Origin of the sequence: Butyrivibrio sp. AC2005, assembly GCF_000424145.1 — a bacterium.
Lineage (GTDB): Bacteria > Bacillota > Clostridia > Lachnospirales > Lachnospiraceae > Butyrivibrio.
Window position 1 is genome coordinate 1 of sequence record NZ_AUJI01000051.1, and the last position, 12,673, is coordinate 12,673.

Here is a 12,673-nt window from a genome sequence, read left to right on the forward strand (position 1 = left end):
TAAAAAAGTGCCTACGGCACCTCAACTCCCCTGCCCCTCAATCATGAGGGGTGGGGTTGTTTTTTGCCTCAACTCATTCATAATGATTTTATGAAACGAAATACTCTACAAGATCTGTTCCGCGATCATTATGAAGAAATTCAATATACTCTTCATCCCCGCAAGACCGAAATGGAAAACATCGATAAGATGATCAATTGCGGGGATCCTGCTTATGGCGGCGCTATGTACGGCTGCCCTGATTGTGGTACTCTCAAATTTGTTCCCTTTCGTTGTCATTCAAGATTCTGCCCTACATGTGGTGCCATGTATTCACAAAAACGTGCTCAGGCTATGTCATTTAAGCTCATAAACTGTCAGCACCGTCACTGCGTATTCACCATATCAAAAGAATTACGCCATTACTTTCTCGAAGATCGCGACCTTCTTAACTGTCTTTTTGAAGCTACCAGCAGTGTTATTAACCGGATGTTCTACAAAATCAACAAGAGTCAGAACTTTACACCTGGTTACATCCTTGTTCTTCACACATTTGGTCGTCCTTTGGAATGGAATCCTCATATCCACTGCCTCATATCTGAAGGTGGTGTTGGAGACACCGGCTTCTGGCGCAAAGTAAAGTTCTTCAGTTACCCCTATATGCGCCATGCTTTTCAGACTGCTCTTCTGAATCTAATGGAAGATCGTATTACTGATCCCAATAAGAAAGCATTGTTTAAAAAAGAAAAAGCTCTCTCCTACAAAAATCAGAAAGAAGGCTTCTATGTCTATGGTAAACCCACTCTCGCTGACAAACGCACAGTATCAAAATATATAGGTCGCTACCTTGGTCGTCCTGTAATCGGTCTCTCAAGAATTGACTCCTATGATAAAGAGCATGATACTGTTACTTTCCACTACAACAGGCATGAAGACGAACTCCTTGTCACTGAGACCATACCTTCAATGGAATTCATCAAGCGTCTTATCCAGCACATACCTGAAAAAGACTTTAAGATGATACGTTACTATGGTGTATATGGTCGCCATAGAGAATCAGACAAAAAACTTTACCGGCTGATTCACCCTTCCAAAAAACCATTCTTTAAATCATTCCTTCAATGGCGTTCAGGCATCCTGACAGCATTCGGATATGACCCATTGAGTTGTCCAAAGTGCAGCAGCACAATGAAATTTCTCGAATTGCGCTTTAACCACAAACGTGTTTCTCTCGAAGACTTATATGAAAAGGCAATGGGAAAATGCCGTCCCAAAAGCAGAGCTCCATCCTCAAAAATCAGTAGTGTTCCCTCGTATTCCTGCGCATGATAAAATCATGCTAGGAGGAACAGCCATGGCCAGTAAAGAACTAATAGCAAAGCTTAGAGAGAAATACATCCAAAACCCGCCGGAAGGCATGTCGGCGAATGAAATCCGCGAGATGGATGATGAAGACCTTCTCGACATGGATTACTTTATGCATGAAGATGATGAATTCTTTGATGAGGTAGATTGGTAATTCAAAACCAACATACCTCCGCTTTGCGTGGCCCGGTCTTGCCGGGCCTTTTAATTCAAGGGTTCGCCGCCAAGGCGAAATTTCCTATTAAACAAAAAAACCAGCTCATATGAGCTGGTCTTTTGTTCGTGCGGAAGAAGGGACTTGAACCCTCACGATGTAGCCATCACAAGATCCTTAGTCTTGCTCGTCTGCCAATTCCGACACTTCCGCATTCAGTTGTCTTTCGCTGTTTTGTCAGCGACAACTTCTATATAATAACAAATTCTCAAAATAAGTCAACACCTTTTTAAAACTTTTTTTAAAAATCGTTAAAAAGTTTTTTGCCATACTTTTTAGCGATATAGTTGTGTTTTCTTGCCAAATTCAGCATAAATTATTTGTGAAATAATCCCTAGAGCCTAAGGGAACCAGATGGTCTATAATAGTTTCTAGCTGCAGCAGGGCTATTTGCTGCGCCAGGGAGGAATTATTTAATTATTATGAAAGAGTTAAAACCTATTACCAACAAACTATTATGGATATTCGCACTTGGACAGTTCGGATGGAGTCTTCTCTCCGGAATCGTGTCAAACTGGATGGTCTACTACTACACCGGTGTCCCCAGTGAGCAGAATCCGAACACAGGTGTATTTGCATCGGGAATCACGCAATCACCGATTCTTTTCAAGCTGACACTTTTTGGTCTCGTGCTCGCAGCAGGGCGTATATTCGATGCAATTACTGATCCTCTTATTGCAGGCTGGTCCGACAGAAGTAATTACAAGGGAGGAAGACGAATCCCCTTCATGAGAGTGATGGCGGTTCCCTTTTCACTTTGCACTATCGCACTTTTTGTACTGCCGCAGACGCAGAATACGGGGCTGAATGATACCGTTCTTTTCGTTCTTCTGATGGTGTTCTATCTTTTCATGACCATGTTCTGCACGCCGTATAACGCACTTATCGCTGAACTCGGTGATACTCAGCAGCACCGCATAAATGTATCGACCTTCATCTCCTTTACATTTATTCTCGGTCAGAGCATCTCCTTCCTCCTTCCCAATGTGGCAGGAGCCCTTGAGGCTAGTGTTGGCCAGAAAAATTCCATCCGTTTTTCAGTCGCAATAATGTCAGTTATCGCGTGCCTTTCCATGTTGATTCCGGCGTTTTATATAAAGGAACGTGATTATATCGACTCCAAGCCCAGCGATACAAAGCCCTTCAAGTCACTGGCCAAAACCTTTTCAAACGGGCAGTTCAGGCGCTTTGTCTACAGTGATGTGATTTACTTCTTTGCACTTACATTGTTCCAGACAGGACTTGCCTTCTATGAGACACAGCTCATGGAAATCGAGGACACCTGGACCTTTGTGCTTACTGCAACCATGACTGCAATCAGCGTAATGCTCTATCCTTTTGTAAATATTTTTGCAAAGAAAATCGGTAAAAAACCCATTATCATCACAGGCTTTTTTGCATACTGCCTTGTTTTTGGAATTACGGTTTTCTGCGGAAAAGGTCTTATCTGGGGCTTTATAATAGCTGTCACAGCTGCTTTTCCCATGGCAATATTAGGAATACTTCCTCAGGCCTGCGTTGCAGATGTTGCTGAGGTCACAAGACTTGAGACAGGCGAGGACAGAAGCGGAATGTTCTTTGCGGCAAGAACCTTTGCATTTAAGATGGGACAGGCCCTGGCGCTCGTTACATTTACTTCCGTCACTGTATCCCAGACAAAGGGAAGCTACAGAACCACTGCTGCTATTGCGTTTGTTACATGCTTTATCGGTGCGGTGATATTCTTTTCATTTAATGAAAAACAGATATTGCTGAGAATTAAGGAATTGAAGAATCCTAAGAAAGAGAGTATTTATAGGGAGATGAGGAAGCGGGTATAAGATGCCCCCTCATCCGCCCTTCGGGCACCTGTCTACGCTCCGCTCCGGTCCGCGCAAAACCATCGTCCCCCAAGGGGAAGGCTTTTTTATATATTCCCACGTGGATATATTGTTTCTATTCCCGTGGGAATACATTATTATTTCTATTCCCTTCGCGTCAGAGATTTACCCCTCCGTGCCGGAGATAGTAACGCCGCCGCACTGGATGCTTGGCAGAACCATACTTCCATTACACAGCAGTTCTTTTGAAACCGCTTTAACGTTCTTAAACATGTCAAACAGATTGGTGCTTATCATGGTCTCGATAACAGCGCCTTTTATCTCGCCGTCTTCCACGTAGAAGCTGTTCTTGGCAACACCGGATATCTCCCCATTAGGACCGGGATGACCGCAGGAAACAGCACCTACTATAAGTCCCCTTTTCATGGATTTAATCATATCCTCATATGGTGTATCACCCTCATCCACTACGAAAGTCAATGAAGAATTGGCTGCTCTGTTTACCTTGCACTTGTTTGATGTGTAAAGTGAGGTTGCAAGGCAGTTTAGGACACCCTTTTCAATAAGTGTGTAGTCCTCTGATCTGAAGCCATCCTGAGTGTGTACCTCGTGAGCAATGATGCGCTTATCCCATGGCTTTGAACTGATTGTAAGAAGGGGTGATACAACCTCCTCTCCAACCTTATCCTTCCATACGCTGGTTCCTGCGATGATAGCAGGGTCAACGACAGTATTTCCAAGAAGGAAGCTCAGCATCTGTACAGAGCACTGGGGTGTGAAAATCACATCTCCCTCAAACTTATCAGTAACTTTCATGGGCTTAAGAGAATTCTCAGTATCAGCAAGATCCTTTTCAATACTTCCAAGGTCAATGAATTTTTCATCAAGATTATCCATAATGACAACAGTGCCGTTTATACCTGTCGTCTCATCCCCGTCAGAGCCCGCAAATTCTGCGTATATTTCATAATATCCGCAATCGCTCTCATCCCTTGTTCCACCTGTATTCATGAAAACCGAATGACTTTTTACGTACTTTGCAAACATCTCGATGAGCTTAATCTTTTTATGTTTCTCAGCTATGTCCCTGGCAAGCTCCTCGGTTCTCTCCATCAGCTTATCGATGTCGGGTTCCAGAACGCCCATCTTGAATTTCTCAGGATCCATGCCCGGAGCGATGTCAAAACACTCGTCGGCATCACCTGCTTGCGCTGATACTATGGCATCATCAACCGCTTTTTTCACAGCATCCTCAGTGCATTTATTGATGCTTGCACTACCCTCTTTATTGTCCTTTATGACTCTCACGGACACATCCTGATCGAACAGAGTTCTGAAAAGAGTGAACTTTCCATCCTTCATTGTGATCTCATTGGTCTCTGTCTCAGAAATTGTAAAATCACCCTTAAGTCCGTCTTTTGTTTTCAAGTATTCGTATGTCTTATCTGCAATTTCCCCAATGTTCATCCTCATCTACCTCCGATCGTTATCTTACACTTAATAGCAGGGCCGCCCATAGAAACAGGCATAGCCTGCTTCTTGCCGCAGGTTCCCGATGTGTTCCAGGTTACTGTGTCAGATACCATGTCCACGGTATTCAGCATATCAAAAGCGACACCGGAAACAGTCGTATCCAAGATTGCTTTTCCAAGCTTTCCGTTTTTAATCTCGTATCCCATTGTGATTCCGAACATGAACTCGCCTGTAAGGTCAGCCTGTCCGTTTCCGGTCTGAAGTAGATAATAGCCGTCATCAACGGAAGCTATCATATCCTCAAGCTTATCTTTTCCCGGAAGCACGCAGGTGTTTCTCATTCTTATAAGGGGTTCGTCTGAAAAAGCATAGCCTCTCGCATTTCCCTGTGGCTTAACACCGTATAATGCAGCGCTCTCGCGGTCATGCATATAGCCCTTAAGAACACCTCCCTCAACAAGAACAGCATCCTCCGCAGGAACACCCTCATCATCGATATAAACCGGCAGCGGAGCCTTATCTCCAAAAGCGGTATGGGCAAAGTCAACTATTCCAACAAGGTCTGATGCTACCTTTTTTCCAAGGTTAGGACCTGCAACCGAACCTCCCTGAACCAGGTCAGCCTCAACGGTGTGTCCCACTGCCTCATGTGCAATCATTCCCGCAACATTCGGATGAAGTATGACGGTCTTTACACCTGCGCTTGCATATACTCCCTCTGCCTTATCATGAAGCTTCTTGTACAATTCATCAATTTTTTCATAAACGCCGTTAAGCTCACTGTAATTATCCTCAATGTGTCCAAAGCCACCAAAGGAATCCATAACCTCAACAGGCTGTCCCTCTGCTGATGCCATGTTGAGAATAACGTAAACAGTGCATCTGGGATATGCCACGTGTCCATCAGCCGCATCGGAGGTCACGATGATTTTCTCCATGGTATCCTCTCTGTACACTACCGTTCTGCTCAGTAAATCCGGATATTTCTTTGCAATGTAAGCATCGATTTCCTTGCACAGATCAACGAGTCTCTTCTGCTCAAAATCGATTATCATTCTTGGCGAAGTGATCATCGAACCAGCAATTTCCGGATATGCATTCTTCTTATCAGCATTGAATTTATCGAGATATCTGGCATTTTTCGTAGCTGCCTCGATAGTTTTTCTGGCTGCTTCCTCCGAATACTCTGCTGTTGATGCAAAGCCATAGGCTCCGTTAAGGTAAGCCCTTGCACAAATTCCACTCTCTTCAGATCTGGCATTTACAACAAGATTACCATTCTGAATTATAACTCTGCGAAATCTGCTTTCCTGGCCTCTGAGCACAGTCTTCATCCCCGTATCGAAGAAGCTCTTTTGTTTTGTTAAGATGTCTTCTAGCATGTAATTTCCTCCTGTTCTTTTTTTATACGCAAAAGTTCCCAATATATGCGCAAACATGTTTCTATTTTATATGCATTTCTCACAAATTAAAAGGACTTTTCAGAATTTTCTATACAATAAAAAAGCAAGAAAAAAGGATAAGAAACAGACTCATAACGTAGCTGTCTCTTATCCTCATTTATTTTCCAATTCATTCAGATGCCTGATTTCATCAGCCCTTGCGATGATCTTTTCCTTCCAGGCATCATCCTCTTCATCAAGCTTATAGGTTCTGTAACCATACTGCCTGCCAAGTGAGCAAACTATTTCTTCATCGTCGATGTGAAGCGAAATGCGATACATGCTCGGTAGCTTTTGCGGAAGCGTTGTGGCGTTGTTCCTCTGGACCTCTTTAAGGTGACGCGTTCCGTTTACGATACCGTCAAATTTCACTCCGTAATGTCTGAAAAGGTTTTTTATGTATTTTTCAGTTCGAAAAGACGACGTGTACACCCATACCTCATATCCCAGCTCCTGAAGCTTGTTTATAAGCTCCGGCGTTCCCAGCCGAAGCCGCTCTTTATATATCTTGTTAAGCGGAAATTTAAGCGGCGGCTCGGTCTTATGGGTCTCAGGGAATACAAAAAGTACTTCATCGAGGTCAAAGGAAATGCGCATCCTTTCCTTATCATTTTTATTCTTTTTCATTCTTAATCGCTTCCCCTAAGATTTTCATAATCTGAGCTGACCATCGCTCCCCGTTTTTGTCAAGCTCATGCTGGTCAAAATCCTTGGAACCGCCGTAGATTCTGACAACCATCTCATTATCAACACTTACCGTCTCTTTATATTTCTTTGCAACAAGGCTCTCTATTTCTTTTTTAACGTCCCTGTCTTTAGCCATTTTCCTTGCTGTTCCAGTCACTATACCGTCAACATCAACAGCGTAGTTTTTAAAGAGTTTTTTGATGTAATCAATCGAATAATATTTTGATGAGAACACCCAGACGTCATATTCGTTTTCATGAAAAAAGTGGAAAAGTGCAGGAATTCCAAGCCTTACCCTCTCAGGGAACTTGATCTCAGAACCACCCGGTACCTCTTCAAAGCTTCCGTCTTCACTGTCAAAAACCACCTCATCAAGATCAAAGGTTACGCGCTTTGTCCTGTCTGTCTTTTTCAGCATTTTCTCGATATCGGCTATATGTGTGATATTTACGATTTTAATCGGAATCTTATCTATTCCGGAAACTATCGCAGCAGCCCACCTGTGGTGTCCATTCAGAATCATGTAACCGTCAGGGCGCACTTTTTCAACCTCCAGTGGTTCCTGATTATCAAAAGGATCAACTCCCCTTGATAAAGCAGCTCTGAATCTCTGAGCATAATCATCTAAAATTCTAAAACTGGGACCCACCTTATCGATACAGAATTCATCGTTGGGGTTCGGATGCAGCTTACTATAAGGTGCGGACTTAGTCGTAAGGCATTCTGCCCAGGATGCCTTTACAGGAACATAAACACCGTTATACTTCTCGAGTTCGCTTTTCAGATATGCCATAAAACCTGATTCTGCCATGTTTTCACCTCACTTGTTCTCTTTAGGTTCCAACGCCTTCTCTTCGTTTTTAATTTCCCAATGAATGAGGAAGGTAAGGGTAGCTCTAAGTAAAATAATGGCTCCTAGTATTCCAAGCTCAGCCCACTCCCTAACGACAACCGTTCTAAGAACCTCGCCGCCAAGCTTGAATTCAAGAGCCAGCGCAATTCCCTGAGCAAGGGCAAGTCTTATGGAATTATCTTTTTTAAGCCAGAAGATAAAGCACTTGATAGCAGTGTACACAAGAATACATATACCGAAGAATTCCAACAAAAGCGTTGAAAATTCGACTATATATCGAAGCAGATTTTCAGCACCAAGATACAGTTCTTCCATTTCGCCCCTCCTCGAAACAGGAAATAACTATGATATATTCTATATATCATTATGTTTTACCGATAGACGTATTTCAAGAAGATGCCCACATAATTCATAGAAATTTCAGCATTATTCTATGGCTTTTGTTGCTTTTACATGCGAGAAGCCATGAATTTTCCTGTCTTCTCCATGACTTCACTTAATAGCTCAAGGTTCGCCATAGTGTCATCCCCCTCAAGTGAGTGATTCACTCCCTCATAGATCGTTATGGGTACCTTGTAGTCCTCTGCACTGCTTGCAACCTCCAGCACATCGCTCCAGGGATCACCTGTTCCGATAAAAGCTATGGCATGAATTTTGTCCATGCCCTCTGCTGCCTCGAAGGTCTCAGCAAGGGGCGTATACAATACATGTCTTACATTCTCAATCCCATGCTTTTTGGCATAGAAAATTGCAATCGCTGTTCCGATGCTCTTTGATACAAACAGAATATCATCATACTCATCCCAGTCGATGTCCTTAAGTGCCTCTTCTGTCTGCCCGTAAAGCTCATCAAAGGCTTTTTTCATCATATCCTTATCACCGCGAATCTTCTTCACGGAGCAGGTGTAGGTTACGTTCCTGTAGTCCTCGAAGCACGCTTCTAAAGCAAGCTTTCTTGCATAATAAAGAAGAGGTTTATCACAGTGATATCCTATTCCCGGAAAAAATATGGCAATTTTCTTTTTATCCAATTCTGATTCCTCCAGTTTTTAAAACATTAGTCCATCAGCTTCATCCCCGTCACGAAAGCAAAGGGATATGCAAACAATCTCTCTTTTCCGTCATCAAACATAACCGAGAACTTCGATGGAATAGCATCCTCATCGTATGTAACGTCTGTTATAACACCATTCCCGTATTTGGGCTGAAGAATTCGCTGTCCTATAATAAGGTCAGTCGGATATTCCTGCTCGTCAATCTGCCCCTTGGTTGTACCCTTTCCCCATGTGCCAGACACACTCTTTCCTTTAGTCTGAGCACCAATACCGGCACTCCTTCTAATCGAAGCCTTCGCTTTTTTTACTCTTTCTCTGACATCGCTTTCTCCTCTGGTATCTGCCCTGTCGCGAGCAGGGAGTTCAGATATCTCCTTAACAAAAGTGGCTTCCTCATCACTGTAGGTGAAAATATTCAGCTTGTTTCTGGCTCTCGTCATCCCCACATAAAAAATCCTGCGCTCCTCCTCGAAATCCCGAAGCTCCTGAGGAGTCGCACGCATGGGATTTTTCACCACAGCATCAGGAAAAACACCGTCGCATACATCCATGAGATACACTTCATCATACTCAAGCCCCTTACTTGAATGGATCGTTGAGAGGATGAATTTCGTTCTGTAATCCTGTTCCTTCCCCCTCAGAATCTCCTGAAGCTCATCCAGCCTTCTTAAAAATCCGTCGATTGTTTCTTCATTTTTGGAGAGCTCCCTCAAAATGAAAATCTTGTTGTAATCCAGGTGGTTATCCTCAAGATACTCACCGTATCCCATGTATTTATCAATACGCAAAAGTGCCTTGTGCGGTGTCTCATACCTCATGTTTGACAGGTGGGTCCGAAGCGATCTGCATTTGCCCTTCACCCTGCCATTTATCATTTCAGTCTCCTCAATAGCATCAAGAATCGGTATATCCTCAGAAGCCGCTATTCTGCATAACATCTCAGCCTGTTTCTTATTAAGGTAGTTCTGGAACTTAAAATAGATTTTCATAAAAAGCCCGCTGTCATATGGATCGATAGAAAAGCGCATGATGCTTATTACGTCCATAACCACGCGATGTGTAAAAAATGCCATGTCAGCACTTTTTATTCTGTAATTCACTCCCTGCCTCTCAAGGATATCCACAAGGGGAAGAACGCTCTCATTATCCCTGTAAAGCACTGCTGTCTGCTTACTGATATCAGATGCAACCTTAAACAGATAGTTGTACTGGTTTCTTCTTCCACCCAGCTGAATATAGTTTATGTCAGCCGATCTGTCCTTCGTCGCCTGCATATGTTTATCGTGTCGCATGGTATTGTGTCCAATAAACCGGTCAGCAGCTTCTACAATATTTGCATTGGATCTGTAGTTTTTATCCATCACCAGAACCTTGGCACCGGGGTGGTCTTTTTCAAAATTCAGAAGTGCCTCTGGATAAGCAGCCCTGAAGCCGTATATACTCTGGTCCTCATCTCCGACCATGAAAAGATTCCCGGCTGCTCCGGAGAGCAACCCTATTATCATATGCTGGATTTTTGAGGTATCCTGGGCTTCATCAACACAGATGTATCTGTACTTTTCCTTATAAAAAGACAGGAGCTCCGGTGAACCCTTAAGCATTCTGTAGGCGTAGATCATCTGGTCGTCATAATCCATAAGTCCGCGATTTTTGAGTTCTCTGTTATATGCCTCGTAAATTGCGTAGATATCGGAATCTGTTTCTTTTTCAAGTGCTAAAATCTCATCCTTTGTGAGCATCATATTCTTGCAATAAGTGATGAGGGTTCTTACATTTTTTATATCACTCTCTGTGGGATACTCCTTGTAAATACGGACGTAATTCTCAGTAAGAATTCTTCCTACAACCTTTTCATCAGTGATAAGCTCGAAAGCACTTTTCCCTATAAGGCGCCCGTAATGAGCAATTATCTTGGCACAGATTCCGTTAATGGTTCTAAATTCCAATCTCGAGGAAATACCCTCTCCGAATATGCCTTCAAACCTCTGGGCCATGTCTCTTGTTGCTGCAACCGTATAAGTAAGAGTCAGGATATTTTCAGGCGCGACTGCTTTGCAATAAAGCATGTATCCCAGTCTGTTCACAAGAACTGTAGTCTTACCGCTCCCCGGCACAGCCAGAAGAAGCACCGGGCCGTCTATTGTCGTTACTGCATCGAGCTGCTGATTGCTTAGGCTCTTTGCGTATTTTTGTAAAAATTCATTCTCTGTCATAACAATCCAATTATACTATTATTTCATAATCAGTCCTATAAGTTCTTCTATTGCTCTGTTTTGATGTTTATCCTTACTGCTTTCTTCTTGGAAAAAATCTTGTACACCCTGAATACGCTTATCTGTCGCCTCTTGTGGCACTGATTGCAGCGGCAGCAGCTTATCTGCTATGGAGGACAGGCCTTAAGCATTATAACAGTGCAGGGGCATAATGAAATAGCTCGTTAGATATATGCCATAGATTCTTCCTGACTAATCTAAAATCTAATTTTACATTAGTCAGGAATATAACCAAGTTAACACAAAATACCGACTAATCAAAACTCATATTTTATATTAGCCGGAATGTATTAGTCATCTCATATACTCTTTTCATACAAAAATGGATGAACTTTTTTCACCTCTTTTTCACCCTATACCTACAAAACAATTATAAATGGATGAATTTCAGTACTTTAAAAAGATTCCTTTGGGGAAATAATTCACCCATATGTCTTTTATTATTCAGTTAGTATGAACTATTCCACCCATATGGTAATCCAAATATTAAGATTCTCTTCTTATGGATGAATCACAAGCAAAAAATGGTCATCTATAAATGAATATCCATGTATATTGGGTGAAAGAGGGAATAATGTACAACTCAAGCAATTACTCTGCTGGTAAAAAAAGGAGACAAAAGAACCGTCCCCATGACTGCTGTACATCATTCAGCATTGAAACAGGATACTTTTTGACGAATTGTCATGGACATACACAAACTATATGTATGAAGTAACAGCCGCATAAATTTAATAAAAATGGTTGTCTGTGTTACTACACAAACAACCACATTCATTCGTGCGGAAGAAGGGACTTGAACCCTCACGATGTAGCCATCACAAGATCCTTAGTCTTGCTCGTCTGCCAATTCCGACACTTCCGCAAATTAAATATTTAATTAGTCACACTAGTTTCTCAACTAATGCAGGAAAAGGGACTTGAACCCTCATGATATTGCTATCACACGGACCTGAACCGTGCGCGTCTGCCAATTCCGCCATTCCTGCAAGCGACAATAGATATTCTATCGATTAACAGCCGTTTTGTCAACTAATTTTGTAAAGAATATCTGAAGCTTTATGTAAATCGTTCAAACCTCTGTATTTTTGGATATATTGTACATTGGCCATAACAAATAATAATATGCATATAAGAACCACAAAAAGCATAGGTGCCGAAGGATATGACAACAGTCCTATCACTGACGCGGAAAGTGAAACAATAAGTGCCGCTATGATTATGATTCTCCTTAAGAGTTCCTGCTGCACCATCTCGATGAGCATCATTATCTCTTTTTTCTCATCAGAGAGCTGTTCATCCGATAACAAATCAAGCTCCAGCTTCTCAATCCGTTTTATTCTGTCCCGTATTCTTTTGTCCATACCATTCTCCTCAAGCTGCGCATCCCCTATAATGAGCGCAATTCCAGTTAGTAAAAAAAATCTCTCCAGCGAAACGTGCACCCCCGTACACAGAAAAAGCAGCCGGCAGAAATTGCCGGCTGCCATTACTATTATAGCAAGAATCCTG

General features: G+C 42.5%; 12 protein-coding genes and 3 tRNA genes. 4 read left to right on the forward strand and 11 right to left on the reverse strand.

Annotated features, from left to right (window positions below):
* Positions 1-90 precede the first annotated feature (90 nt).
* Together G602_RS26775 and G602_RS31010 are read left to right on the forward strand one after the other, a co-directional pair.
* Positions 91-1,308, forward strand: coding sequence for an IS91 family transposase (locus tag G602_RS26775; protein WP_044931794.1), 1,218 nt, complete (start codon positions 91-93; stop codon positions 1,306-1,308).
* 25 nt (positions 1,309-1,333) lie between these two features.
* Positions 1,334-1,498: a hypothetical protein gene (locus G602_RS31010; RefSeq protein ID WP_170832732.1), complete on the forward strand. Its 165-nt coding sequence runs from the start codon at positions 1,334-1,336 to the stop codon at positions 1,496-1,498.
* 129 nt (positions 1,499-1,627) lie between these two features.
* On the opposite strand, the gene G602_RS0114455 is transcribed toward G602_RS31010, so the two are convergent.
* Positions 1,628-1,711, reverse strand: a tRNA-Leu gene (locus G602_RS0114455).
* A 269-nt stretch (positions 1,712-1,980) separates the two neighbouring features.
* Between G602_RS0114455 and G602_RS0114460 the strand changes: the two genes are divergently transcribed.
* Positions 1,981-3,378 (forward strand): MFS transporter, encoded by a 1,398-nt coding sequence (locus tag G602_RS0114460; RefSeq protein WP_026659628.1) that lies wholly within the window; start codon positions 1,981-1,983, stop codon positions 3,376-3,378.
* A gap of 165 nt (positions 3,379-3,543) precedes the next feature.
* On the opposite strand, the gene G602_RS0114465 is transcribed toward G602_RS0114460, so the two are convergent.
* The 7 genes from G602_RS0114465 to G602_RS0114495 form a co-directional block, all read right to left on the reverse strand.
* Entirely contained in the window at positions 3,544-4,845 is a 1,302-nt protein-coding gene (locus G602_RS0114465) for a TldD/PmbA family protein (protein WP_026659629.1), read from the reverse strand.
* A gap of 2 nt (positions 4,846-4,847) precedes the next feature.
* Entirely contained in the window at positions 4,848-6,233 is a 1,386-nt protein-coding gene (locus G602_RS0114470; protein WP_026659630.1) for a TldD/PmbA family protein, read from the reverse strand.
* 174 nt (positions 6,234-6,407) lie between these two features.
* On the reverse strand, positions 6,408-6,920 hold the full coding sequence (locus tag G602_RS0114475; RefSeq protein WP_242835619.1) for an HAD family hydrolase: 513 nt from the start codon (positions 6,918-6,920) through the stop codon (positions 6,408-6,410).
* The gene (locus G602_RS0114480) at positions 6,907-7,791 is read right to left on the reverse strand and encodes a ParB N-terminal domain-containing protein (RefSeq protein WP_026659633.1); all 885 of its coding nucleotides are present in this window, start codon (positions 7,789-7,791) and stop codon (positions 6,907-6,909) included. The genes G602_RS0114475 and G602_RS0114480 overlap by 14 nt, the downstream gene beginning before the upstream one ends.
* 9 nt (positions 7,792-7,800) lie before the next feature.
* Complete coding sequence (locus G602_RS0114485; RefSeq protein WP_026659634.1) at positions 7,801-8,148, reverse strand: DUF1622 domain-containing protein; 348 nt, start codon at positions 8,146-8,148, stop codon at positions 7,801-7,803.
* Between the two features lie 134 nt (positions 8,149-8,282).
* Complete coding sequence (locus tag G602_RS0114490; RefSeq protein ID WP_044932209.1) at positions 8,283-8,864, reverse strand: hypothetical protein; 582 nt, start codon at positions 8,862-8,864, stop codon at positions 8,283-8,285.
* Positions 8,865-8,890: 26 nt separating this feature from the next.
* Positions 8,891-11,101, reverse strand: coding sequence for an ATP-dependent helicase (locus G602_RS0114495; RefSeq protein ID WP_044932211.1), 2,211 nt, complete (start codon positions 11,099-11,101; stop codon positions 8,891-8,893).
* A gap of 50 nt (positions 11,102-11,151) precedes the next feature.
* On the opposite strand from G602_RS0114495, the gene G602_RS30550 reads away from it, so the two are divergent.
* The gene (locus tag G602_RS30550; protein ID WP_155829915.1) at positions 11,152-11,313 is read left to right on the forward strand and encodes an ABC-2 family transporter protein; all 162 of its coding nucleotides are present in this window, start codon (positions 11,152-11,154) and stop codon (positions 11,311-11,313) included.
* Positions 11,314-11,942: 629 nt separating this feature from the next.
* Here G602_RS30550 and G602_RS0114505 read toward each other — a convergent pair.
* The 3 genes from G602_RS0114505 to G602_RS0114515 all read right to left on the reverse strand — a co-directional run bounded on the left by G602_RS0114505 (position 11,943) and on the right by G602_RS0114515 (position 12,525).
* Positions 11,943-12,026 (reverse strand) — tRNA-Leu (locus G602_RS0114505).
* Positions 12,027-12,066: 40 nt separating this feature from the next.
* Positions 12,067-12,150, reverse strand: a tRNA-Leu gene (locus G602_RS0114510).
* 39 nt (positions 12,151-12,189) lie between these two features.
* Entirely contained in the window at positions 12,190-12,525 is a 336-nt protein-coding gene (locus tag G602_RS0114515) for a hypothetical protein (RefSeq protein WP_155829917.1), read from the reverse strand.
* Between the last annotated feature and the right edge of the window lie 148 nt (positions 12,526-12,673).

Coding starts and splice junctions, on each gene's coding strand:
- G602_RS26775 (WP_044931794.1), top strand. CDS start 91: ATGAAACGAAATACTCTACAAGATCTGTTCCGCGATCATTATGAAGAA.
- G602_RS31010 (WP_170832732.1), top strand. CDS start 1,334: ATGGCCAGTAAAGAACTAATAGCAAAGCTTAGAGAGAAATACATCCAA.
- G602_RS0114465 (WP_026659629.1), bottom strand. CDS start 4,845: ATGAACATTGGGGAAATTGCAGATAAGACATACGAATACTTGAAAACA.
- G602_RS0114485 (WP_026659634.1), bottom strand. CDS start 8,148: ATGGAAGAACTGTATCTTGGTGCTGAAAATCTGCTTCGATATATAGTC.
- G602_RS0114480 (WP_026659633.1), bottom strand. CDS start 7,791: ATGGCAGAATCAGGTTTTATGGCATATCTGAAAAGCGAACTCGAGAAG.
- G602_RS0114515 (WP_155829917.1), bottom strand. CDS start 12,525: ATGGACAAAAGAATACGGGACAGAATAAAACGGATTGAGAAGCTGGAG.
- G602_RS0114470 (WP_026659630.1), bottom strand. CDS start 6,233: ATGCTAGAAGACATCTTAACAAAACAAAAGAGCTTCTTCGATACGGGG.
- G602_RS0114495 (WP_044932211.1), bottom strand. CDS start 11,101: ATGACAGAGAATGAATTTTTACAAAAATACGCAAAGAGCCTAAGCAAT.
- G602_RS0114460 (WP_026659628.1), top strand. CDS start 1,981: ATGAAAGAGTTAAAACCTATTACCAACAAACTATTATGGATATTCGCA.
- G602_RS0114475 (WP_242835619.1), bottom strand. CDS start 6,920: ATGAAAAAGAATAAAAATGATAAGGAAAGGATGCGCATTTCCTTTGAC.